This window comes from Shewanella sp. UCD-KL12, from assembly GCF_001957125.1.
Lineage (GTDB): Bacteria > Pseudomonadota > Gammaproteobacteria > Enterobacterales > Shewanellaceae > Shewanella.
Map to the genome: position 1 here is coordinate 13,624 of NZ_MPHJ01000024.1, position 24,237 is coordinate 37,860.

At 42.8% G+C, this 24,237-nt stretch carries 20 protein-coding genes; 3 read left to right on the plus strand and 17 right to left on the minus strand.

Going from position 1 to position 24,237, the window contains the following annotated elements; translation table 11 throughout:
• Positions 1-286 precede the first annotated feature (286 nt).
• Positions 287-1,315 carry an iminosuccinate reductase BhcD gene (gene bhcD, locus BM736_RS23410; RefSeq protein WP_076416701.1) on the plus strand — a complete coding sequence of 343 codons (1,029 nt, stop codon included), beginning with the start codon at positions 287-289 and terminating at the stop codon, positions 1,313-1,315.
• Between the two features lie 309 nt (positions 1,316-1,624).
• Complete coding sequence (locus BM736_RS23415) at positions 1,625-2,074, plus strand: YtoQ family protein (protein ID WP_076416702.1); 450 nt, start codon at positions 1,625-1,627, stop codon at positions 2,072-2,074.
• Positions 2,075-2,177: 103 nt separating this feature from the next.
• On the opposite strand, the gene BM736_RS23420 is transcribed toward BM736_RS23415, so the two are convergent.
• Complete coding sequence (locus BM736_RS23420) at positions 2,178-3,011, minus strand: bifunctional allantoicase/(S)-ureidoglycine aminohydrolase (RefSeq protein WP_076416703.1); 834 nt, start codon at positions 3,009-3,011, stop codon at positions 2,178-2,180.
• A gap of 176 nt (positions 3,012-3,187) precedes the next feature.
• Between BM736_RS23420 and BM736_RS23425 the strand changes: the two genes are divergently transcribed.
• Entirely contained in the window at positions 3,188-4,054 is an 867-nt protein-coding gene (locus BM736_RS23425; RefSeq protein WP_076416704.1) for a LysR substrate-binding domain-containing protein, read from the plus strand.
• 275 nt (positions 4,055-4,329) lie between these two features.
• Here the strand turns inward: BM736_RS23425 and BM736_RS23430 are convergent, their stop codons facing one another.
• The 16 genes from BM736_RS23430 to BM736_RS23505 all read right to left on the minus strand — a co-directional run bounded on the left by BM736_RS23430 (position 4,330) and on the right by BM736_RS23505 (position 24,197).
• Positions 4,330-5,202: an MYG1 family protein gene (locus BM736_RS23430; RefSeq protein WP_076416705.1), complete on the minus strand. Its 873-nt coding sequence runs from the start codon at positions 5,200-5,202 to the stop codon at positions 4,330-4,332.
• Between the two features lie 335 nt (positions 5,203-5,537).
• Complete coding sequence (locus BM736_RS23435) at positions 5,538-6,164, minus strand: TetR/AcrR family transcriptional regulator (protein WP_076416706.1); 627 nt, start codon at positions 6,162-6,164, stop codon at positions 5,538-5,540.
• A 197-nt stretch (positions 6,165-6,361) separates the two neighbouring features.
• Positions 6,362-8,563 (minus strand): malate synthase G, encoded by a 2,202-nt coding sequence (locus BM736_RS23440; RefSeq protein ID WP_076416707.1) that lies wholly within the window; start codon positions 8,561-8,563, stop codon positions 6,362-6,364.
• Between the two features lie 282 nt (positions 8,564-8,845).
• On the minus strand, positions 8,846-10,042 hold the full coding sequence (locus BM736_RS23445; RefSeq protein WP_076416708.1) for a urate hydroxylase PuuD: 1,197 nt from the start codon (positions 10,040-10,042) through the stop codon (positions 8,846-8,848).
• Between the two features lie 52 nt (positions 10,043-10,094).
• Entirely contained in the window at positions 10,095-11,381 is a 1,287-nt protein-coding gene (gene guaD / locus BM736_RS23450) for a guanine deaminase (RefSeq protein ID WP_083700521.1), read from the minus strand.
• 184 nt (positions 11,382-11,565) lie between these two features.
• Positions 11,566-12,075 carry an ureidoglycolate lyase gene (locus tag BM736_RS23455; protein WP_076416710.1) on the minus strand — a complete coding sequence of 170 codons (510 nt, stop codon included), beginning with the start codon at positions 12,073-12,075 and terminating at the stop codon, positions 11,566-11,568.
• Between the two features lie 21 nt (positions 12,076-12,096).
• Positions 12,097-12,438, minus strand: coding sequence for a hydroxyisourate hydrolase (uraH, locus tag BM736_RS23460; protein WP_076416711.1), 342 nt, complete (start codon positions 12,436-12,438; stop codon positions 12,097-12,099).
• A 102-nt stretch (positions 12,439-12,540) separates the two neighbouring features.
• On the minus strand, positions 12,541-13,041 hold the full coding sequence (gene uraD, locus BM736_RS23465) for a 2-oxo-4-hydroxy-4-carboxy-5-ureidoimidazoline decarboxylase (protein WP_076416712.1): 501 nt from the start codon (positions 13,039-13,041) through the stop codon (positions 12,541-12,543).
• A gap of 57 nt (positions 13,042-13,098) precedes the next feature.
• Complete coding sequence (allB, locus tag BM736_RS23470; RefSeq protein ID WP_076416713.1) at positions 13,099-14,478, minus strand: allantoinase AllB; 1,380 nt, start codon at positions 14,476-14,478, stop codon at positions 13,099-13,101.
• Positions 14,479-14,514: 36 nt separating this feature from the next.
• Positions 14,515-15,384: a xanthine dehydrogenase accessory protein XdhC gene (xdhC, locus tag BM736_RS23475; RefSeq protein ID WP_083700524.1), complete on the minus strand. Its 870-nt coding sequence runs from the start codon at positions 15,382-15,384 to the stop codon at positions 14,515-14,517.
• Positions 15,385-15,446: 62 nt separating this feature from the next.
• Complete coding sequence (gene xdhB / locus BM736_RS23480; protein ID WP_076416715.1) at positions 15,447-17,813, minus strand: xanthine dehydrogenase molybdopterin binding subunit; 2,367 nt, start codon at positions 17,811-17,813, stop codon at positions 15,447-15,449.
• On the minus strand, positions 17,806-19,263 hold the full coding sequence (gene xdhA, locus BM736_RS23485) for a xanthine dehydrogenase small subunit (RefSeq protein ID WP_076416716.1): 1,458 nt from the start codon (positions 19,261-19,263) through the stop codon (positions 17,806-17,808). The genes xdhB and xdhA overlap by 8 nt, the downstream gene beginning before the upstream one ends.
• A gap of 594 nt (positions 19,264-19,857) precedes the next feature.
• Positions 19,858-20,667: a RecX family transcriptional regulator gene (locus tag BM736_RS23490; protein WP_076416717.1), complete on the minus strand. Its 810-nt coding sequence runs from the start codon at positions 20,665-20,667 to the stop codon at positions 19,858-19,860.
• Between the two features lie 490 nt (positions 20,668-21,157).
• Entirely contained in the window at positions 21,158-22,135 is a 978-nt protein-coding gene (locus tag BM736_RS23495) for a transposase (protein ID WP_076416718.1), read from the minus strand.
• A gap of 190 nt (positions 22,136-22,325) precedes the next feature.
• A complete protein-coding gene (locus tag BM736_RS23500) occupies positions 22,326-22,943 on the minus strand; it encodes a hypothetical protein (protein WP_076416719.1) in 618 nt (205 codons plus the stop codon).
• The gene (locus tag BM736_RS23505; protein WP_076416720.1) at positions 22,944-24,197 is read right to left on the minus strand and encodes a molybdopterin-dependent oxidoreductase; all 1,254 of its coding nucleotides are present in this window, start codon (positions 24,195-24,197) and stop codon (positions 22,944-22,946) included.
• Positions 24,198-24,237: the final 40 nt, after the last annotated feature.

Sequence of the window (24,237 nt, forward strand, 5' to 3'; positions counted from 1 at the left end):
CACTGTGCGAGTGTAAAAGGCTTCAATAACTTCATATACCAATTGGTATTAGTTCCCAGCTACGCATTGCGTCTGTGTCAACAGGGCAATATTGAAGTTTGACCACCTTTTAGACTCGCCAGTGGGAGCTTTTTATTCCAGCTAGATAGAGACTCAAAACAATAAAGCCGTAACCCATACCGACTGGTACCGTGATTTATGCTTATTAGTGTTAGTCGTCATCTATCAAAGCTACTTTCTCCCCTTATGTTTCAATATGGACTTCCTCAAATATAGGAATAGCGAAATGAACAATTCAACAGTGAGTTCGACTACTAATTCAGTCACTAGCTCAAACCAAAGTAAAGCCATCACAGTCGTATCAGAAGCGGTTTGCCAACAGATCATGGGCCGTCAAGATGCGTTCAGTGCCGTAGAAAATGTATTCTCAGCGATGGCTAAAAACTCCGCCTATAACTTCCCAGTGATCCGTGAAGCGATTGGCCATGCTGATGCACTTTATGGCTTCAAATCAGGCTTTGACCGTGACGGTATGGTGCTAGGGTTAAAGTCTGGCGGTTATTGGCCTGGCAATATCCAAAAAGACTTAACTAACCATCAATCTACAGTGATCTTATTTGATCCAGATACAGGAAAATTAAAAGCACTCGTTGGTGGAAATTACCTGACTGCAATACGTACCGCAGCCTCATCAGCGGTTTCTATCGCTCACTTAGCGCGTAAGGATGCGAAAGTGTTAGGCATGATTGGTGCAGGTCACCAGTCAACATTCCAGCTAAGAGCGGCGATTGACCAACGCAAATTTGAAAAAGTGATCGCATGGAATAAAGAGCCTGAGAGCTTAACTCGACTTGCGGTTATCTGTGATGAATTATCAATCCCATTTGAATCTGTAAGTCGTCAGGATCTGTGTGCCGAATCTGATGTAATTATTACCATCACTTCCGCTTTCGAAGCATTAATTGAATCTGACTGGATTAAACCTGGAACACATATCGCCTGCATGGGTACTGACACTGTAGGTAAGCAGGAAGTCGATGCCAATATTTTTGCTGCAGCCAAGGTGTTCACCGACGAGCTAGCCCAATCAATTACGTTAGGCGAAGCGCAGCACGCAATTAAAGCAGGCTTAATCAACCAAGCTGACATAGTGCCTATTGGTGAGGTTATCAATGGCACTAAACCTGGGCGCAGGAGTGACACTGAGATCACCCTATTCGACGGCACAGGTGTAGGGCTTCAAGACTTAGCCGTGGCTTCTGTTGCAGCTCAACTTGCCGATGAAAACGGCCAGGCGAGTTACTTTAATCTTTAACCTTTAACTGCGAGTATTTACAGCGCGTAGCGCTTAATTCACGCTCGAAGATTTAATAGCAATCGGTGATCGACCACTAGAGAACTACCTGCTTTGCAGGTACTCTCTTTTTTGGGTTTAACAGATCCGTATCGGATCGCCAATTTCAAACCTAAAATCTAAAACTAGAGATAGCAATTAGCCGTTTATTACCGCCCCCAAGTTGCGGGTCAAAGTTACAACTTAAAGTTACAAGCTAAAAAGAGTTACGAGCGAAAAATAGTTACAGGTTAAAAACAGTAAAAATAATAACAAAGCATAGGAGTCAAGATGCAATTTAATGTTTATCTATCAGGTGAGATCCATACTGATTGGCGTGCGCAGATCATTCAAGCCTGTGAGAAGTTAGAGCTCAATATCGTTTTCTCAACTGCAGTGACCGATCATGACCAGAGTGACAGCGCTGGCGATCAACTCAAGCAAGCCAATACTGATGAAGGCCAAGGATTTTGGCGCGATCATCGTTCAGCCAAAGTGAACGCTATTAGAACTAAAACCATGATTGAAGCTTGTGATATAGCCATCATTCGTTTCGGGGATAAATACAAACAGTGGAATGCTGCATTTGATGCTGGCTACTGCGCAGCTCTCAATAAGCCCTATATCACATTGCACAGCGAAGATATCATACACCCTCTTAAAGAGGTTGACGCTGCAGCACATGGCTGGGCAACCAATGTTGATCAGGTCGTAGAGACGTTAACCTATCTATTAAAGTAGCACCTTTCTCCCTTTCAATGTGTCATTTACAGATAGCGTAAAGCCGATGTTTATCATGTAAACATCGGCTTTATTTTTGGTATTTATTATTGAATTAAAAAGTTTAATTCCTTGGGCGAATAAAAGGCATATGGCGGTTCACATCTTTATAAAGCAGGTAACGAAATGGACCTGGACCACCGGCATAACATGCTTGTGGACAAAAGGCGCGTAGCCACATAAAGTCGCCCGCTTCAACTTCAACCCAATTTTGATTTAGGTGATAAACCGCTTTCCCCTCAAGTACATAAAGACCGTGCTCCATGACATGCGTTTCATCGAATGGGATCACTGCACCTGGCTGTAGTGTGACGATATTCACATGCATATCATGGCGCATGTCGGTATGATCAACAAAGCGCGTCGTTGCCCAAACCTCTGTATCTTTCATTGTGGTCACAGGAATATCATTTTCATTAGTCACAAATGCTTCTGGTAGACCTAATCCTTCAACCTCTTGATAGGCTTTACGTACCCAGTGGAAACGCACATTTTCATCGTAGTTATTATGAACCGTCCAGTTACTGCCTGGCGGAATGAAAGCATAACCGCCTTCTGTCATATGATGAGCTTCACCTTCAATGGTAATATCCATCTCACCAGCAACGACAAACAACACACCTTCTGCATTAGGGTCAAGCTCTGGCCTGTCAGAGCCACCTTGCGGAGTTATCTCAACAATATATTGTGAAAATGTTTCTGAGAATCCACTTAGTGGGCGAGCAATAACCCACATGCGCATATTTTTCCAAAATGGTAGCGAGCTCGTCACGATGTCAGTCATTACCCCTTTAGGGATCACTGCATAAGCGTCTGTTAGAACGGCACGATCTGAAAGTAACTGTGTTTGCGGTGGCAGGCCACCTGTAGGAGAGTAATACTTGTTCTTTTCTGTCATATCTTGTGTTCCTTCCGACAAGAGGATCGCCTTAGCGTACAGGCATACTTATATCACCTTGGGCGCATAAGCTTGAATTGTTATGAGTAATAATTATGCCCCAACCATTTATAATTGATAAATTAAATAATTGAATTATTATAAGTGGATAATCAACTAGTTCAGGTGTTCATCTTGTGCAGCAGGTATTAGACCCCATTTTGTTACGAAGCCTAGTAGCAGTCGTAGATACAGGCAGTTTCACCCGTGCTGCAGAAAGTACTCATTTAACACAATCAACCATCAGTCAGCAGATCCGTAAATTAGAAGCACAATTGGGATGCGATCTGTTAATCCGCAAAAAACGCTACACCACAGCCACGCTTGAGGGTGAACGTATCGTCACCTACGCCAGGCGTATTTTGGCCATGATGGAAGATGCAATAACACAAACAGCCAGCAGTTCAGAGCAAAGACCGGTCCGTCTCGGTGTACCCGAGGACTTTGCAACCCATGAGTTAATGCCAACGTTAACGCGTTTCGCTAGAACATTTCCTGATGTACGTCTCGAAGTTAAAAGTGGTTTGTGCAGTGATATATGGTCACAGTTTCAAAACAGTGATTTAGACCTTGCACTCATCAAGCACAGGTTAGGACAAGCACAGGGCATCGCGAGCTGGCCCGAGCCTTTGTGTTGGATTGACGGTAAAACCAGTAATAATTTACATCAAGCCACAGTGCCATTAGTCGGCTTGCCTAGTACAGGGTTATATCGCAGTGAGATGGCACATACATTTGATATGCTTGGTGTAAAATGGAGAATGGCATACATTACAACTAGCCTATCTGGTGTCGGTTGCGCCGTAGAAGCAGGCTTAGGCATATCACTGCTGCCAAAAAGGCTTGTGAGCCCACAACACAAAGTTTTAGGCATAGATGACGGCTTACCCGATGTTCCGCCGCTGGAGCTACTGCTTCACGTTGCCCCCCAACAATCGAAACAAACCACGTTTTTAGCACAATATTTAACAGAAGCGTGTGATGAGATTTTTGACCGGGTTTAGCAAATCTTTCAACTTGTTCAACACTCTTGTTCAACCCACTTGTTCAACCCATTTGTTCAACACAGGGGCTTAGCTCGCGGCTGTACACGAGTTACCTTATTTGTTTTATATCGAGCCACCCATGCTAAATCATTAAGACCTTCAGAGCCTTGTTCAAGGTCGAAGAGCAAAATGAGTAATGGATGGCTCTATGTATGAATGCTATGTATTACAAGTTTTCCTGTGCAGCAAGCTGTCAGGCTGATTTATTTGTTAGGGCTAACTGGTCAGACTATTTACTCGCCAGAGAGTGCCATGCTTGCCATCTTCATGGTACTTGCAAACGATTCTGAACCTGCGATAAACAAGCCGTTATGGCAAAACATTGCATCATCTAAGCCTGTGACAGCTTGAAGCTCTGTACCGCTTAACCCAGCCCACTGTTTAGGCAGTGATTTTCGGTCTTCAAATGAACCAAGTTCTGCAGGTACAGTCTGAATTCTCCACTGCCCTGACTGAGATGGATAAACAACATATAAAGCCACTTCAGATAATGAATGGACGGTTCTCTTCCAAGGTGTATATTTTTCTAACACTATCACTCTAGGATCTTCTGCATCATCAATCGCTTTAGCCACAATTGCTTTCGCGCTTAGACCGCCGTTAGCCGATGCGATAAAACGTGCTAACACCTTTGATGCAAAGTCTACCGCTTCGTTAAAGCTAGCATCAAAGTCTCCCTCTTCTTGCCAAGTTGGGTTAAACATTGAAATGGTGTGGCTCAGACTAATCCCAGTGGCAACTCCGGTTACATGGCCACAATCAATAGCATCAATGGTTGATACTAAACCTGCATCAACAGCTGTCGCTAACTCTTGATCGCCTTCGCAAATCTCTAAACCGTATTTTTTCCAAATCAAGCCAAATGATGAATATGGAATACCATCTTCACGTTCACCAGCTCCACCACGTTGATGATGATCAAAGCGGCCTGCATTAGGATCATATTCCCCACCAACATCAAGCACAACATCTGCTTTAGCGATAATGTCAGCGTTACGAGTGCGTATCAGATTAAATGTGGGAAAAATACACTTAAGCGCAGCAATACTGAAAACATCATCGGCGTGAAAATTACCATCGTGGGTGACTATCGTTAATTCATTCATCTGTTTTTTCATTTTAGGAAGAGATAAGAAGGTGTCGCGTGTTGACGGGACTGCGAGGAATCATTCAAACAAAAAGTAGCGGGGATTCTATACGAAGCGAATGGACAACAACAGCAGAATTTAGATGACTGTCACCGATTGCATTGCTAGACAAGCTGTAAATTGAATCATCTATGCTAAATCAACAACACTTAGTCACATCACGTTCAACCTAAAAAGATATGTTTCCCGGCTCATAAATAATTACCGATTACCAGGTAAGACAAATGAAACCGGCAACAAAAGTGTGCCAAGTTTTATTTCAATGCTTATATGGGGAGCTTATACGAGATAGCCTACTCTATCCCGCAGCCCTTGAGAATAATCTGTGTGAGCGAGGCAACGACCTCTTCAAAGTCCTCATCAGTCATCGCCTCTTTGTTTAATGCGGCAACCACTTGCACATTAAAGTCTGCGTAATGCTGGGTCGAACTCCAGATAAGAAATAGCAGATGATGCGGGTTCACCTTGTCAATCAAGCCTTGTTCAACCCAAGCTTCAATGACACTTACCTGCCCCTCTAACCACTCTCTAAAATCACTATTTAAGTAGTCATTTAAAACCGGTGCACCGTGGATCAACTCACTGGCGAAGATCCTTGAAGAGTCAGGATCATCTTTAGCGTGCATGACTTTAGCGCGAATATAGGCACTAAGCGCTTGTTTAGGCGCTTTATCAACCGTTAAGGTGTCGTAATCTTTGTTCCAGACATCGATAATATTACTGAGTAACTGCTGGTATAGATCGGTCTTATCTTGAAAGTAGTAGTGGATGTTTGCTCTAGCGATATTGGCTCGCTCAGCAATTCGCTTAATCGATGCACCTTTGAATCCATAGGTGACAAACTCTTTTTTTGCAGCATTGAAAATAACAGCCTTATTCTTCTGCCGAATATTGCCTTCTGAAGCTTTAGCTTTTGCCACAATAACTCCCTGTACGAGATTGAGTATACCCAAATCACAGCTAAAGGCTTTATGCAGCTTTCAGTTACTATTTTGAGTATAAGTGCAGAAAAAATAAAATCAGCTACATGGAGCATGCTGCTGATTTTATTTAATTAGATAATAAAATTTACCTCTTTTCAACCATGAAAAATGCTAACTATCTCCAATTTCTTAAATTAATTGAGTGCTTTCATTTCAAGCCTACGCTGGTGTAGTAGCGGTTCGGTGTAGCCATTAGGTTGAGATTTTCCTTTAAAAATCAGATCCATTGCAGCTAAGAATGCGATGTTAGTATCGAAGTTATCAGCCATTGGTTCATACTTTTTATCAGTAATGTTCTGCATATCAACGACTTTAGCCATTTTTTGTAAAGACGCGATTACCTGCTCATTGGTTAATAAACCATGGTGTAGCCAGTTGCAAATATGCTGGCTTGATATACGAAGTGTCGCCCTATCCTCCATCCGACCAACATCATTAATATCAGGAACCTTAGAGCAGCCTGTGCCTTGATCTATCCAACGGACCACATAACCAAGTAGGCCTTGGATATTGTTATCTAGTTCATTTTGAATCTCTTGCTCTGTTAACTCATCTGGGTTTTTAAGTAATGGAATGGTCAACAAATCATTCAATTGGTTTGTATTGGTATCCTTGCTGAACAGCTTAAGCATATTATCTTGAGTATCACTGACATTGACTTGGTGATAGTGCAGTACATGAAGTGTTGCCGCCGTTGGCGAGGGTACCCAAGCACAATTAGCGCCTGAAAGAGGATGGCCTATTTTGGTTTTAACCATAGCGGACATCTCATCAGGAATAGCCCACATGCCCTTACCTATCTGCGCTTTGCCTTTAAAACCTGCCTGTAGGCCAATGCGGACGTTACGGTCTTCATAGGCACTGATCCATTTTTCATTCTTCATTAGCTCTTTGCGCGCCATCGGACCCGCTTGCATACTCGTATGTATCTCATCACCCGTTCTATCTAAAAAGCCCGTATTAATAAAAGCGACACGCTCTTTACTGGCGCGGATACACTCTTTTAAATTGACGGATGTGCGGCGCTCTTCATCCATAATCCCCACCTTAATGGTATTACTCGCTAAACCTAAACGCTCCTCTATTCGACTAAACAGTGAATTACTAAACGCCACTTCATCCGGCCCATGCATTTTAGGTTTAACGATATATACACTGCCTTTTCGGGAGTTTTTAAATGCAGATTTTCCTTTGAGATCGTGCAGTGAAATGAGTGTAGTAATTAAGCCATCTAAGATACCTTCTGGTACCTCTTGGTTATCTGAGGTCAGTACGGCATCATTGGTCATCAAATGCCCCACATTACGGACAAACAATAAGCTTCGACCAGGTAGTGTAAGCTCTTGATTATCTACGGTCTTATAACTTCTATCTGCATTGAGTTTTCTGGTAATCGTCACGCCATTTTTTTCGAGCGTCTCAGTCAGGTCCCCTTTCATCAGTCCTAACCAATTTCGATAAACCGCGGTCTTGTCTTCGGCATCAACCGCTGAAATGGAGTCTTCGCAATCTTGAATAGCGCTCAGTGCTGACTCTAAAATAATATCGGCAACAGAGGCTGGATCTGTTTTGGCGACAGGCATACTCGGGTCTATTTTAACTTCGATATGCAAGCCATTATTTTTAAATAAAATCGCACTTGGGTTCTGCTCATCGCCATTGAATCCCACAAACTTGCTAGGCTCGAGTAGGTTAACTCGTTGACCTGATTGCAGGTTAACGACAAGTTTAGATTGAGCAATCTGATAACTGATAACATCGGCATGGCTACCTGTTTTTAACGGGATAACCTCATCTAAAAACTGACGGGCATAAGCTTGCACTTTAGCGCCGCGAACAGGGTTATAGCTCTTCGTTATTCCAGCGCCATCAGCATCACTGATCACATCTGTGCCGTAGAGCGCATCGTATAAGCTACCCCAGCGTGCATTCGCCGCATTTAACGCAAAACGTGCATTCATTAATGGCACTACGAGTTGCGGCCCAGCCACTTTGCCAACTTCATCATCAACATAAGAGGTCGTGATTGAAAAGTCCTCTTTCTCCTCAACGATATAGCCAATGTCAGTTAAGAACTGCTGGTACTTATGCTGATCAAAGCTATTAACAGTTCCTTGAACGCTATTTTCTAAATGCCAAGCGTCTATCTGCGCTTGAAACTCACGCCTAGTGGCTAATAACTGCTGGTTTTTAGGTGTAAATTCGTTAAATAGATCGGCCATTGCAAGCCAGAAGTCTTCGGCGTCGATACCAGTACCTGGTAGTACTTCATGCTCAACAAAATTATATAAGCGCTCGGCGACTTTATATCCATGTTTCATTACTCGTTTATTCATAAAAAATTACTACCTTCATTGATAATTGAGCAAAATTGGTTCAAATTTCTTCACGTATTTTTGCTGTTATTTTTGATTATATTTATTGATTTTTTTGGATTTTTACTTAAATTTGTCTTTCGGTAACTGATGTGATTACTCTTATGATCTTCAACCATCATTCTGACGCTATTAGCGCGAATGGATTATCGCAACATAATAAAATGAGCAGAAAAGCCTCACTGAGTGAGGCTGTCTATTACGGTAAAGCCTTCTACTGCGTTAATTACACAGTCCAAGCTGCTACTGCCTGCTGGTATTCGATAACCAGATAGCTAAGGTGGTACGCTCCTCATCAGTCATCTGAGTCTTATTCATAAATGGCATGTCTTTAGCGTCAATCACTCGCGCTTTGATACGCGGTGCCCATTGCTCAATACTGGCAGTATCTGAAAATACGATACCAGCTGGTGCTATAGTGAACACATCATCAGTCGGTGTCGCTGAATGACAGCTGCCACATCGTGCATCAATAATCTGCTTTACCTGCATATCATTTACTGTTTGCTGCTTCTGCTCGGCGCTAAGCTCGGTAGATGCAGGAGCAATGGCTATAGCAAGCACTATGGTTGCTAATGCAGAACCTACAAGTACTAGCGGCTTTTGCTTACCGAAGTGACGCAATACAAAGTACTGACGTACTGCCGCTGTGATTAAGATAATCGCGATGAGCACTAACCAGTTTGCACTATGGTTATAGGTCATTGGGTAGTGGTTTGAGATCATGATGAAGATGATCGGTAACGTTGTGTAGGTATTATGGGTTGAACGCAATTTGGCGTTTAAGCCGTACTTTGGATCTGGCGTTTTTCCCTCTTCTACCGCTTTTACAAGCGCACGCTGTGAAGGAATAATGCCAAAAAACACGTTACCGGCCATGATGGTGCCGATAATTGCGCCCATATGCATATAGGCACCGCGAGCACTAAACACTTGTGTTAACCCATAAGAGAGTGCTGTACCGACTGCAATTAAGATCAAGCCAAGTATTAAGCCATGATCTTTAAGCTTAGTTCTGACTAAAAACTCATAGCTACCCACACCTGCTACAATCGCACCAATTCCAAGTCCAATCGCTTGAAACTGTGTTAAGTCGGCAACGCGCTTATCAATAAGGTATGACTCTGCCCCAACATAGAACATCAGTGACAGCAGCAAAAAGCCAGTTAACCAAGTGGTATATGCTTCCCACTTAAACCAATGTAAATTGCCAGGCATCTGCGGCGGTGCCAGTTTGTATTTAGCGACTTCATAAAATCCACCGCCGTGAATTGCCCAAAGATCGCCGCCTACGCCTTTATCAGCTTTCCACTGCGGAGGCTTCTCTAGATGGTTATCTAACCAAACAAAGTAAAATGATGCACCGATCCAGGCGACACCTGTGATCACGTGCGCAAAGCGAATAATTAGGTTTAACCATTCATTAATATAGGGATCCATAATCTTCCTTAATTTTTATAATTAGTTGTATTTGTTGCTAAAGCAATACTACCTAGACTCGCTCACCCATAATGTGAGTGGCTTTTACATGACGCTCATCACCCAACATACTTAAGATGAACAGCTTTTCTGATAAGTCAGTACAGTGCTGCATTCGTCTATCCATCAAGGGAGTGGCGTGATAATCAAGTACAATAAAGTCAGCTTCTGCGCCTTTAGTGAAGTTACCTATGGTGCCTTCAAGATCCAGTGCTACCGCTCCACCTAAAGTGGCTAAATAGAAGGACTGGTAGGGGCTGAGCTTCTCAGTTCTAAGCTGCTGGGTTTTATAGCCTTCATTAAGGGTACTGAGCATTGAGAATGTGGTGCCTGCGCCAATATCAGTGCCGTAACCCACATTTACATCAAACTTTTGCGCTTGCTTAAGGTTAAATAGTCCACTGCCTAAAAACAGGTTAGAACTTGGACAAAATGCAATCGCAGATCCTGTTTCGCCTAATCGCTGACACTCGCAATCATGTAGGTGAACGCCATGGGCAAACACACTACGGCGACCTAACAGGTTGTTTTGATCGTAAACATCGAGATAGCCTTTACTGTCAGGGAATAACTCGCTGACCCAAGCAATCTCATCTTTGTTTTCACTAATATGGGTATGTAGGTATACGCTAGGGTTTTCGGCTAACAGCTGACCGGCTTTGTTCAGCTGCTCTGGAGAACATGTCGGTGCGAATCTTGGGGTGATGGCGTACTGCAAACGATCGGTTTTATGCCACTTCTCAATCAGCGCTTTACTGTCGTCGTAGCCTGTTTGGGCAGTATCTGATAAGTAATCTGGACAGTTTTGATCCATTAACACCTTGCCACAGATCATTCGTAGTTTTTTCTGCTGAGCAACGGTAAAGAAGGCATCGACAGATTGCTTATGTACTGTACCAAACACCAATGCCGTTGTAGTACCAGCATCTAGCAACTGAGTTAAGAAAAACTCCGCCACTTTTTTACCATGCTCAAGGTCTTCAAATTGACGCTCAAAGGGAAACGTGTAATTTTCTAGCCATTCGAGCAACTGCTCACCATACGAGGCGATCATCTCTGTTTGAGGGTAATGCACATGGGTGTCGATAAACCCAGGCATGATTAAGCCGTTCTCATAATGTATCACCTCGATACATTGATCTAATGTCGGTAACAGTTCTGAGGCCTCGCCTACCTGTTCAACCAAACCATCCTTAATGATCAATAGTCCATCTTCGAAGTGTTGGTAGCTCTCTTCTTGAGCAACTTTGGCAGGGTCAGCCAAAAAGTGCAGTAATTCGCCCCGGTATACTTTCAACATAATGCTTTACCTTCTTTTATCGTATTATTTAATTGTTATGTTTTACGATATTTAATTTGTTGTTCATTTCGCTTGAAACATGGCGCCAAGTTTTTATAGGTCTAGCTTACTGCTGCTAGTTCACTGGCTGAATCTATGGCGCTAAAACGTCTTTCTTACCATGTTATATTGCTATTACAATCGGTTAAATTCGGCCAATTTGCAGTGTGCCATCGAGCACCAGTGCATCACAGTTATCCCCCTCACCGCCTCTATCAACCACTAAGAAGTCACTCTCATCCACTGTGGCAAGACAGAAATGATGCCAGGTCCCTTTGTGGTAGTTCACCCCTTGATCTGAAGATGCAATAAAGACTTCAATTTTTTTCACATCAAACTCACCCGCAGGGGCAACTACTACTAAGTATGGATGATTTCCCATAGGAATGAAGGCCTGACTTCCATGTGGATGACGCTCCATCATCTTGATGGCAACGGGCTCCGCTAGAGGTTTTGAACGGAAAATACTGATCAAGGCATGGCCACCATTATCATTCACATCAACCTTGGCTAAATCATGGTATCTATGAGTAAGGCCATCATTAATTGCAAAATTCTTTGCCTTTGAACTCGCCTCAATCACATCACCAAACTTGCGAAATGCCTCTTGTGTTAATGGCTTTGGAGTCAGTACTCGTAACGTATCAGTGATCATACTTTCCACCTTATCTCCCCCTTAGCTACCGCGGTAAGTCGAATAACCATATGCAGTTAATAACAGTGGGATATGGTAATGGCTGTTATCTCCATCTAGCTCAAACACAATATCGACATAAGGGTAAAACCCTTTTTCATTATTGGCGTTAAAGTAGCAACGGGTTTCAAAGTGCATACGGTACACCCCCGCATCAAGCACCTTGTCATCTGCAAGTAATCCTGCAATGCGCCCATCTGAATTTGTCACTCCAGAGGCCAGTGCTTGCCACTCAGCATCTACCTGAGCGAACAAGGTAATAGGTAACTCAGCTGCGGGCTGACCGCGTGTTGTATCAAGAACGTGCGTTGTTATTTGGCTCATATTTTTTTACTCATAGTTTTTACTCATATCTAATACAATAATCTGTCTAAAATTGTGGCATGGCCTTTTCAGACCAAGCCATTTACCAATTAGCTAATTGAATTATATTAGCTTTAGCAAGCGCAGCTGGAAGATCTTACGTTGCTCCTCAGCGGCATTGACCAATTCAGTGATCTTATCGTTAGGTAAGCGTTCAAGTAACAAAGTAAGCATCTGCTCGGCACTTTTACCCGTAGCGCAAACAATAAAAATGAAACCGAATTTTTCAAGATAGTCGGCATTTCCTTTCGCTAAATCATGCAACACCAGTTCTGACGCCTGACTGACTGAGCTTTGCTCACCGCTTGCTAACTCTTTAGTGTTTGCGTATTTCTTTCTTAGGGTATCCACATTACCAATCTGAGGATGACCTTCAAACGCCTCCAGTAGATCGGCTTCAACAAGACCTCTCCAGGCAGTGTCTGCCTGAGAAGCTAATGCTCGGCCATCAGAAAAAGGTCTTGCTGCAACCATAGATTTAACCCATGTTGACGCGGTGCAGCACTGCATAAACGCATGGGTGGCCTTATCAGCTGATACACTGTTTAACTCTTCTAAATTCATTTCAACACCACTATCCTTTGTGTTTTCTAATAATCAAATTACTGCTTTATCTTAATTTTAAAGCTTGCCCTTGAGCAGTGGTCTGCCAACAGGCTCGTCGATAAACTGATCATGCTGATAAACATGATTACCACGTACAAAGGTATGCTGTACCTCTCCGGTCACAGTTCGGCCTGCGTAGGGGGTAATATTATGGCGGTGCTTAATCATTTCGTTGGTTATGGTGTAACGCTTAAAGGGGTCAAACACTAAGAAGTCGGCATGTAAGCCTACTGCTATCTGACCTTTTACACTGTCTAGTCCAGCGAACTTAGCCGTTTCATTACTCATCAAGCGAGCGATATCAACCAAGTCAAAGCCTCGCTCTTTCGCTTCCGTCCAAATCAGCGGTAAACCAAACTGCAGTGCTGAAATTCCGCCCCAAGCTTTTTCAATATCACCGGTATCAATATGCTTCAGCTCTGGCGTGCATGGTGAGTGATCTGAAACAATGAAATCTAACCGACCATCGGTTATCGCTTGCCATAGCTGCTCGCGGTTACTGTTTTCACGAATAGGCGGACAGCACTTAAACAAGGTTTTGCCATCTGGAATATTTTCAGATGCAATGGTTAGATAATGCGGACATGTTTCAGCGGTAAATCGCAAACCTTCGTTTTTAGCGCTGGCAATCGTCTCTAGCGCTTCATCAGAGGAGAGATGCACGATATGCACTTTACAATTATCCCCCTTCTCCTTGGACTCACGAGCCAACTCGACCATAAGAGAGATCGCATTGTTCTCCCAGCTCTTAGGACGAGAGGCTAAAAAGCTACTGTATTTCTCGTTGATCACAGGGTCATTAAACCCGCCACAATCTAATTCCGCATGGATAAGATAAGGCACATCATGCTTAGCTAAAATAGGCATCGCGAGGCGAATATCCTGAGCTTCAACATTCGGAAACTCTTCGATACCTGAGTCAATCAAAAACGACTTAACCCCTAATACACCAGCATTGAGCAAGTCATCTAACTCGGCAATGTTTTGTGGGATAACGCCGCCCCAAAAACCACAGTCGACCCAAAGTTTGTCATCAACGGCATTAAGCTTCTCTTCAAAAGCTGCCTTTGTGGTTGTAACCGGAATACAGTTAAGCGGCATATCAACCAGCGCCGTGATCCCGCCAGCAGCTGCAGCTTGTGTTGCGGTATTAAACCCCTCCCACTCTGTACGGCCTGGCTCGTTAATATGCACATGAGAGTCGACTAAGCCCGGCATAATCACCTGCTCACCGAAATCAGTCACATCACAGCTTAATTGCGTGCCGTAAGGGTGAATGGCATGAATAAGCTCACCTTTTATCTCCACACAAGCAGCAATCATATGGCTTGCGCCACTGCTATCTTGACTCTTGCTTAAAATCACGTTTTGGCTTTGTATAGCAAAATGAGGCACTTGAGACTCCTATTTAGACTCTTTTATCTATTTTTGTTATGCGTCTACGCTAAGTAACTGCTTTAATTCTTTCCAATTCACACCCTGCTGCGAACCTGGGCGGGTTTTGGTGACTGCCACTTGCTGGCTTTGTTCTGTTTGGTACATATTGATTATCTGTGCTGACACAGAGACAGCGACCTCCATAGGCAGTTTTCCGCCTACCTGCTCAAGACCGATTGGGCAGCTCATTCGCTCAACCAAGCTTGGGTCAACCTCTCTGTGTTTGTAGCGTTGCACAAAACGGCGTCGCTTGGTGTCTGATGCGATAAGACCTAGGTATTTAAAGTCTTCACGTTTAAGAATCGCATGAGAGATCTCAAAATCCATCTGATGGTTATGGGTCATCACTACAAAGTAGCTGTTTGCAGGCATAGTGCTAACCTCGAACTCAGGCTCTTCGCTCACCACCTTAGTCACATTGTGATAGCTATCAATATTACTAGGAAACTGCTCTTCACGGCTATCGACCCAAGTTACGTGACATGGAAGATCAGCTAAGATAGGCACTAGCGCCTTACCCACATGACCTGCGCCAAACAGCATGATATTAACCCCCACTGCGGCGAAGCACTCAAAGAGCACACTGGCATTGCCACCACAGCACTGACCTAAGTTAGTGGCAAGCTGAAAGTGCTCTAAGTGTTGGCCACTTTCGCCTTTGAGCAACATGGCGCGCGCGTGTTTAATTGTTTTATGCTCTAGATGACCACCGCCTATCGTGTCAAAAATATCGCCATGGCTTATCACCATTTTAGTGCCGCTATTTCTTGGCGTTGAACCGGAGACACCTACCAATGTCACTAAGACATAGGCCCTACCTTGCTGACTTAATTGATTAGCAGCGCTACTCCAGTTCATCGTCATACTACTTTCCTCTATTGACTTGATAGTTAGCCTTAATGGCTGATTGTCTAGATATAAATTAATTAACTCGCACTTTTTGCATTTTCCTTCATCGCTTCTACAGCCCAGAGCACACGTTCAGGTGTTGCGGGCGTATCAAGCTCAGGGCTAAATGTTCCCTCACAGACACTTGAAATTGCATCCCTCAGTGCTGACCAAACTGACATCCCCAACATAAATGGTGGCTCACCGACCGCTTTTGAGTTGTAGATGGTTTGTTCACGGTTTGGATCGTCTGGGACTAGATGCACACGAAAATCTGTTGGCGCATCACTGATTGCCGGGATTTTATAAGTCGCTGGGTTATTGGAGAGCAGTCTGCCCTGATCATTCCAAACAAGCTCTTCGGTGGTTAACCAGCCCATACCTTGAATAAAGGCACCTTCAATTTGACCGATATCGATAGCAGGGTTAAGTGAATGACCAACATCATGCAAGATATCTGCACGCAGTAATCGGTATTCGCCAGTTAACGTATCGATGAGCACCTCTGAAACCGCGGCGCCAGTTGAATAGTAGAAGAAAGGTCGACCTTTACCTGATTGGCGATCGAAATGGATTTTAGGTGTTTTATAAAAGCCGGTAGCAGAGAGTGACACCCGGCCCATATAAGCTTGCTGCACAAATTCAGCAAAGCTAAATGACTCGCTGCCTACTTGTACTTGGCTATCACTGAAAATCACTTCATCGGCTTTAACACTGTACTGTTCACAAGCGAAATCGATTAAACGTTGCTTGATAATTTTGGCGGCAGCTTGCGCGGCCTTACCATTTAGATCGGTACCCGATGATGCAGCAGTGGGCGAAGTGTTTGGCACCTTGTCCGTTCTGGTCGCAGAAACCCCTACGGTATCAACATCTACCTGAAACTCTTCAGCGACAATTTGTGCAACCTTAGTAAATAACCCTTGGCCCATCTCTGTGCCACCATGGTTAAGATGTATGGTGCCATCGGTATAAACATGAACTAACGCACCAGCTTGATTCAAATGCTGAACGGTAAAGGAGATCCCAAACTTAACCGGAGTTAAGGCTATGCCCTTTTTCAGCACAGTATTTTCGCGGTTAAACATCTCTATGCTTTCACGGCGTACTCGGTAATCAGCACTTTGCTCTAGTGAAGCAATTAGCTCAGGTAACTTATTATGTTCAACTTTTTGGTGGTAGTGGGTCTCGTTACGCTCATCTTTGCCGTACAGATTCACTTTACGGATCTCAAGTGGATCTTTCCCCAAGTGGCGAGCAATATCATCCATCACCATCTCAATGGTCATCATGCCCTGTGGGCCACCAAATCCGCGATATGCAGTGTGAGAAACCGTATTTAATTTGCAACGATTACCCGTCACCGTCGCTTGATCTAAGAAGTAAGCGTTGTCTGAATGGAACATGGCTCTATCGACAATGGCATCTGACAGATCTGGCGAGTAGCCACAGTTACCATTTACATTAATATTGATACCTTTGATCTGGCCTGAGCTGTCAAAACCGACGGTATAATCATTCTCGAAAGGATGACGCTTACCTGTCATGCACATGTCATCACTGCGATTGAGTTTAAGTTTGACTGGTCGCTTAGCTTTATGGGCAAGCAAGGCTGCAATACACGCCCACGGCGCAGCTTGTGTCTCTTTACCACCAAAACCACCACCCATTCGGCGCGTATCAACAATGACTTTATTCAGTGGAATGTCTAACACTTCAGCCACAAGCTTTTGCACTTCACTTGGGTGCTGTGATGATGAGAACACCACCATGCCCCCCTCTTCAGTAGGCTCTACAGAAGATATTTGACCTTCTAGATAAAAATGTTCCTGACCGCCAACACTGATCTCACCAGAAAGCTGATGCTCTGCACTCGCAATGGCACTTTCAGAATCTCCACGCTGCATGGTATATGGAGGACGAACAAAACTCTGCTTAGCTAACGCATCTTTAACGCTCAATACAGCTTCAAGTTCTTCATACTCAATTTTGGCCAATTTCGTGGCGCGATTCGCCAAGTCATGACTTGTTGCTGCAACCGCAAAAATGGGTTGCCCTATATACTCAACCTTACCTATTGCCAGTACAGGATCGCCTGGAAATACAGGTCCGATATCGGTATGTCCTGGTACGTTATCGACAGTAATAACCGCGATAACACCTTCAGCAGCTTTTACGGCTGACAGATCAATACTTTTAATATTGGCATGGGCCACAGTGCTTTGGCCGACAGCCGCATGCAACTGGCCTCTTAGCTCTGGCTTATCATCAATATATACAGCGTCACCACTGACATGTTTTTCTGCACTTTCATGTTTTTTACTACGGCCTACGCCGCCTAGACCCACGCTGCTTAGACTGGTATCGCCTAAATTGGCTTTATTGATTTCGATAAGACTACGCATAGTTAACCACCCGTGTTTCAATAGTTCGGTTTTGCAATTCTAGATAACATTTCTGCATTAAATTCTGCGTAACTTTCATTCGATATTTGTCTGAGGCGCGAACATCTGACATGGGCTGAAAATCTAGTGTTAATGCTTGCTGAGCTGCAGTTATATTTGTTTGAATAAAAGGTTTATTCAGTAAAGCGGCTTCGCAATGCTTAGCACGCATTGGGATCCCCGCCATTCCCCCAAAGGCAATGCGTAAATCAGTCACAACATTGTCTTTAAGCTCAATAAAGAAAGCGCCGAGTACTGCCGATATATCATCGTCTAAGCGTTTTGAGATCTTGTATAATTTTAGGAATTGACCAGGCTTGGCCTTTGGTATGGTGAAATTTCTAATAAATTCAGACTCTTTTAGTACGGTTTTCTTGTACGCGACAAAAAAGTCTTCTACCGCAATCTTGCGCTTCACATCACCGCGTTGCAGTGTCATCTGTGCGCCAAGTGCAATAAGTGCTGGTGGCATATCACCAATAGGTGAAGCATTACCTACGTTACCACCTAAAGTCCCGTTGTTTCGAACCTGTCTTGAGCCAATGCGCTCAATCATCTCCCCTAGCTCATGATATTCATCATGTAACATGGGCGTAAATTCGTTATAAGGCACAGCTGAGCCAATCACAAACTGCTTGCTGTTGTTTTCAATGACCCTGAGCTCATCAACATCACCTAAATAGACTAAATCATCTATGGTGTTTAAATGCTGTGTGACTGATAGCGCTAAATCTGTGCCACCAGCCACTAATGTTGCGCTAGGTTTATCAAGTAATTTAGCCGCGAGTTCAGACACATTCTTAGGTGCAAAATAACTATGCTTATCATCAGCTAGCGTGGCTGCTGGTAATGATTTAAATTCATTAAGTTGTAAAACGGTTTGTTGGTAATGCTGCGCAAATGAATCAGGCTCTGCATGCTCGCTGGACTCCATAGCGGCATCGATGATTGAACGGTAGCCAGTACAACGACATAGATTACCTGCAAGTGCCTCAACCACTTCAGCTCTACTTGGTTGGCGATTTGCTTTATGTAGCGCAAACGATGACATCACAAAACCTGGTGTACAGAAACCGCATTGTGAAGCGTGGTTATCAACAATTGATTGTTGGACATGATGCAATTTAGCACCATCTTTTAGATCTTCTACAGTGATAAGTTGCTTACCATGTAAGCTACCAACAAAACTGATGCAGGAGTTTATTGATTTATAATCAAGTTCTTGATTATTTGAGGCTAATTCAGCAACAACCACAGTACAAGCACCGCAGTCACCAGAACAACACCCCTCCTTGGTGCCAGTATTAAATTGCTTTTCGCGTAGGTACTGTAAGACCGTCAAATTCGGATCTATCTTTTCTAATGTCACTACATCGTTATTTAATAGGAAACGAACTGTACTCATAGTCATAATTTGTTCCGTGTTTAATCTTGTAAATTGGTATGTGCTGAAATTCACTAAATTAGGTATAGCAGAACGAAAAACCTGACACAAGTGTCAATTTTACATGAGCGCTACATTTAAATTCCGAAATCCGGAAAATCATACGGAGACGTCAAACCTAACAAGGGTAAAACCCTATGAAGGAGAACATGTGATTTTTATTTACATCAATGAGATAGCATCGAAAATACAAAGATGCATTTAAAATAAAGGAAGGATACAAAGTTATTCAATTAGGATTCAATTAATTTCACCTATCGCGACCAAAGCGCAAAGTCAACAGCGAATTTGGTGAGGCTGATCGAGTTTTTAAAGTCTAAACCAGCAAATATGATGAACTTGAAAGAAGCAAAAAATAGTTTGAGGAAAACGAAATTGACATTTACTTAGCGATGTAAAAACAACGTAAACGTTATAGACGCTTGTGTAGTGATGATAGGTGAGTGTTTTTACATCTAGTGAACTGTTTTTGGTAAAAGTTTTGGCTAAAATTCTTGATAAGCAAATTGGCTAAAGTTATTAGCTAGAGTCATTAGCTAAAGTAATACCCGTGAAAACAAATTACTCATCTTCTAACTTTAACGCCTCTTTTATCTCATCACTACCGAAGCCTTTACGGGAAAGATACGCGAACGCTTTCGACTTATCTTTATAATCAGATAGGTCATATCGCTTTTTAGCCAGTTCGTTTTTACAACTTTGATAAAAATCGAGTTCGCCAGTTAGCGACAATTGATACACAGTGTCTTCAAATTCAGAGACATCTATCAGCCTCTTTTTAAGCTCCTGAAGAATGAGGGTTTCCCCTTTACCTTTATTGAAAAGTTTTATAATTTCGGTGGTTAAATCGACTTTGTCAGCTTTTACCGCTAATTTACTGCGCAGTGTTTCTCGCTCTGGATGTTGAGCTAATGCATGATCAATTTCTTGACGTGAAAAGCCCTTTGAGGTCATCTGCGCATAAACCTTTTCTCTATTAGTGGCATAGAAGTTATCAAACCGGCTCAATAGTCTTGAGGTTGCCAAAGCATAAAGATCAACGTTTTGCTCATCCTTCACTTGCTCTATTGCCGTATCGATATCGGTGACCGATACCCCACGTTGCTGTAATTTACGCTTGATAGCGCCCGTACCTATCTCATGACTAAAGGCCAATTCGCAATATCTGACAGCAAAATCATAGTCACACTTTAAATAACCGTCCTCAATGAGTTTGGCCAGTACGGTCTCAATCCACTCTTGGTTTTCCGTTTTGCGCTCAAGCTTGCCGCGAATTTCACTAATGGTGAAATCCTGTTGGCTAAGGTGCCAAAAGGCACTATTAAAAACATTGTCGATGGTTTTGGCTTGGCGTAGCGGTGGGCGCTGCATAACAAATTGATCTTAATTCATAAAAATGACCAAAACAGTTTAGCAGAACAACGCCTTATTGAGTACACAGGGCTTAAAGCTCTAAGGATTGATGTCCAAGCTTTAAATATTTGACTCTTGATTAGCAGCAGTGACTAATAAGCGTTACCTCATAAGACCTGTATCATATAAAGATGGTGCTAGATATCTTATGAATACTCCATTAGCTCATGCACAATGCCAGATGGGTCTTTAAAGGCGGCATAACGACCCCAGCGGTTGTTCTTATGCCACCCATTGTTAATCAATAACATACCGAGTCACCATGTTCAATCTAACGGGCCAATATTTAACCTTCTATCTAAAACGAGTCTGGGATAGATTTAAGCATGAATTAGCTTCAAAATGAGGTAGTTCATAAAAATACTATGAAATTTAGACATGACTTGAAGGCTTTGTGTATCAAGCCTTTATATGAGGAGCTGTATCTTAGATAAACTTATTAGGCAAATTAACCTGACTGAAAATTTTGGCAGCTTTGTGAAAAATGCCGTCGACGCTTTTCTAAATGTTCACAGTAGCCGGTTATCTCTTGTAAAGTTCCCACAGGGCCACAAAATAACTTGCCAAACTGACTGGTTATTTTTATCCAACTTTCTACAGAAATGTTAAGTCTGTTTAGTGTATTTTCGGCGTTCTCTAAAATAACGCCACGTTTATCCCCCCTGATAACTCGGCCAGTTTGCTCAACCAACTCAAGGTAATCATGTATTGTAAAGTTTATTCCTTTAACTTGATTGAGACTCTCCCCCCCGATGAAAGGTAGTAGAGAGCTAGGTTGCTCGCCTTTTAGCGCTGCTTTTACTCGTAGCTTTAAACTTGTGTGATCTGAATGCTCAGGGGTATCGGCTATCTTAGCGCGAATAGGGTTTAGCTCCACGTAAGCCATGCAAGCCAACACTGCTGCATCATCCAAAAGTGCTTGGCTTTTAAACCTCCCTTCCCAAAAGTGACCAGTACAGTTATCTTCATAATTAGCCTGCCTGGCAATAGGTTCATTTAGGCAACGCATAAACCAGCTGATATCACTTAATCTAGAACGATATGTCGCTATCAAATGCTTTAACTGAGCGACTAAATAATCCTCTATCACCTCGCCTTTTATAAACCTCTGTGTGATTTCACTACCCTTAAAGCATTTATGCCATTGCTCAGCGACTTCTCGTTCTGTCCAGTTATTAGCTTTCTCAATATCTATATACAACACAACATGAAGATGATTGCTCATCACTGCATAAGCAGCCACATCAATCGCAAAAACCTCGGTTAATTTAAGTATTTGAGTCTCAACCCAACCGCGCCGGTGATCGTAGTTTTTGCCTGTATATTTATCATCACCACAAAGAAAGGCTCGACGAACCACCCTGCTACAGCAGTGGTAATACGGAGTGTCTTCAATACTAATTTGAGTTCTACGGGAGCGAGGCATAACAACCTCCTACAGGTGCTAATTCTTAAAGCTTAGTCGTCGAAAGAGTGGCATGCCATTAACTATGGGTGTCTTAGGTTTATTTTTCTTAGGTTTATTTTAACCCTCATATAAAAGCACAGAGCATTAGATGCTCTGTGCCTTTTTATGGAATAAATGATAGCTAACTTACATGACTTCAGGAACGGTTCTATTTCCCTCCCTCTTCAAGAATAAATTTTGCAAGCGCATCTGATTCACGGCGATTTATCGGTGGTTTAGGCATGCCATTACCACCTAACTTAATCGCGGATCCTAGCTCATAAACAGCATTATCGATTCCTTCATACTTTGCTCGCATCTCTTTGATAGAAAGAGTGTTGTGAGAAGGTGCTTCAGAAGCTTTATGACAAGTTAAGCAATTATTATCAGATAATAGCGATTGCACATCTAAGTTATCCGGGTGATAGATTATTTTAGCGTTAGCGAGTTTCGTTAAAGTTATTATCTCTTCGTCAGTTTCTTTTGCAGAACCATAAGCAACAGACAAATAGGCGGCAATAAACTTAGCTTCATCATCACTGATTGGTGCACCATATTCGTTACGCATTTTATACATCTCACCAGTCCACTCTTTTAGATTCATTTCTGGTGGTTGATACATGACATAATCAACTGAATGACAAAGGTGGCATTTAGATTGCGCAAGCCCATACCCAGGTAATGCCAATGGCTTTAGTTTTGTATTATCCATAGGCAGTGAAATGGATACGACTTCAGCTGTAGCAGTCAATGAAAATAGCGCTAATATAATAAGTAAAAAACGCATCTACACCACCTTAATACTGGTTCGTTCAATCGCATTTCGGTTGTAACCACCGTGATTCCAAGAAGCATTTACAGGTTGAGTTTCACCACTATTTCCTGTTGCTCTTACCATCAAAAGTGTGCTTCCTTTTTCACTGAAGTTATGGCTTAACGTCCAACCTCTAAAGGAAAATCGCCCAAGATCTTCTCCAAGCGTCGCTTGCATCCACTTTTTGCCACCATCGGCTGATATTTCGACTTTTTTAATGCCGCTACCACTATCAAAAGCAATGCCCTTAATTTCAATACTGGTTGAAGCGTTAACTTCATCTCCATTTTCAAAACTCGTGACAAAACTTCTTATTGGGAAACGATTAACAGGCAAGGTCGTTTTCGCCCTATTTTCGGGTAATTCACACTTCGAATCGTTATCTGGTAGACGGTATGCTGTCGTCATAAAGAAGGAATCAAAATTATCAAACTTGTCCTCAATGACTTTAAGATGTGATACATGCTTAACCCAGTAGGTTGCATACCAGCCAGGTACGATTAATTTAACTGGAAATCCATTTAAAAAGGGTAAGGGCTCACCATTCATCTCCCAGACCAACATAGGCTCGCCGGTCATAATATGGTCAATAGGTAATGACTTTTTGAAATCAGGTGTCGTGTCTCTTACCGGCTTATCTAAACCATCTATGATGACACTTTTCGCAGCACTTGAAATACCAGCTTTGGCTAACACATTTTTAAGTGGCACCCCTTTAAACTTGGCATTACCCATGGCGCCATTACTTAATTGTGCACCAAAAACACGTGGTGATGAGTAACCTCGACTATTACCAGTGCATTGTTGTACCGCTACGATCTCTTGCTGGCCTTCAATCGACTTTAACTCAGCCAAACTTAGCGTAACTTCCTTATCAACAGAACCTGAGATAGTGATGGTATATTTATCAGTGTCTATGGCAACAGGTAAGTCTGCTAAGTGATAACGAACAAAAAAGCGATTATTGGGTGTTATTAACCCTTCATTAAATACATTAAAAGGGGTCTCAAGATGAGGGGGTCTAGTATGGACTATTACAAGATCATCTTTTTGAGGAAATGTACTGAGCACAGGCTTAGGGCCAGCAGCATAGCTCACCCCTTCCCCATCCGAATACATTTTCCCATCTTTCATAAACTCTTTGGAAAAAGCGCTCAATGGCGAAGCTGCTAGCGCGACATAGCCCCCTGCTTTGATAATATCCCTTCTTAACTTATTCATTTTCATAATTACAGTATCCTAATAACCGTTAAACCTAATAACCTTT

Coding starts and splice junctions, on each gene's coding strand:
- bhcD (WP_076416701.1), top strand. CDS start 287: ATGAACAATTCAACAGTGAGTTCGACTACTAATTCAGTCACTAGCTCA.
- BM736_RS23415 (WP_076416702.1), top strand. CDS start 1,625: ATGCAATTTAATGTTTATCTATCAGGTGAGATCCATACTGATTGGCGT.
- BM736_RS23420 (WP_076416703.1), bottom strand. CDS start 3,011: ATGACAGAAAAGAACAAGTATTACTCTCCTACAGGTGGCCTGCCACCG.
- BM736_RS23430 (WP_076416705.1), bottom strand. CDS start 5,202: ATGAATGAATTAACGATAGTCACCCACGATGGTAATTTTCACGCCGAT.
- BM736_RS23440 (WP_076416707.1), bottom strand. CDS start 8,563: ATGAATAAACGAGTAATGAAACATGGATATAAAGTCGCCGAGCGCTTA.
- BM736_RS23445 (WP_076416708.1), bottom strand. CDS start 10,042: ATGGATCCCTATATTAATGAATGGTTAAACCTAATTATTCGCTTTGCG.
- guaD (WP_083700521.1), bottom strand. CDS start 11,381: ATGTTGAAAGTATACCGGGGCGAATTACTGCACTTTTTGGCTGACCCT.
- BM736_RS23455 (WP_076416710.1), bottom strand. CDS start 12,075: ATGATCACTGATACGTTACGAGTACTGACTCCAAAGCCATTAACACAA.
- uraH (WP_076416711.1), bottom strand. CDS start 12,438: ATGAGCCAAATAACAACGCACGTTCTTGATACAACACGCGGTCAGCCC.
- uraD (WP_076416712.1), bottom strand. CDS start 13,041: ATGAATTTAGAAGAGTTAAACAGTGTATCAGCTGATAAGGCCACCCAT.
- xdhC (WP_083700524.1), bottom strand. CDS start 15,384: ATGACGATGAACTGGAGTAGCGCTGCTAATCAATTAAGTCAGCAAGGT.
- xdhB (WP_076416715.1), bottom strand. CDS start 17,813: ATGCGTAGTCTTATCGAAATCAATAAAGCCAATTTAGGCGATACCAGT.
- xdhA (WP_076416716.1), bottom strand. CDS start 19,263: ATGACTATGAGTACAGTTCGTTTCCTATTAAATAACGATGTAGTGACA.
- BM736_RS23490 (WP_076416717.1), bottom strand. CDS start 20,667: ATGCAGCGCCCACCGCTACGCCAAGCCAAAACCATCGACAATGTTTTT.
- BM736_RS23495 (WP_076416718.1), bottom strand. CDS start 22,135: ATGCCTCGCTCCCGTAGAACTCAAATTAGTATTGAAGACACTCCGTAT.
- BM736_RS23500 (WP_076416719.1), bottom strand. CDS start 22,943: ATGCGTTTTTTACTTATTATATTAGCGCTATTTTCATTGACTGCTACA.
- BM736_RS23505 (WP_076416720.1), bottom strand. CDS start 24,197: ATGAAAATGAATAAGTTAAGAAGGGATATTATCAAAGCAGGGGGCTAT.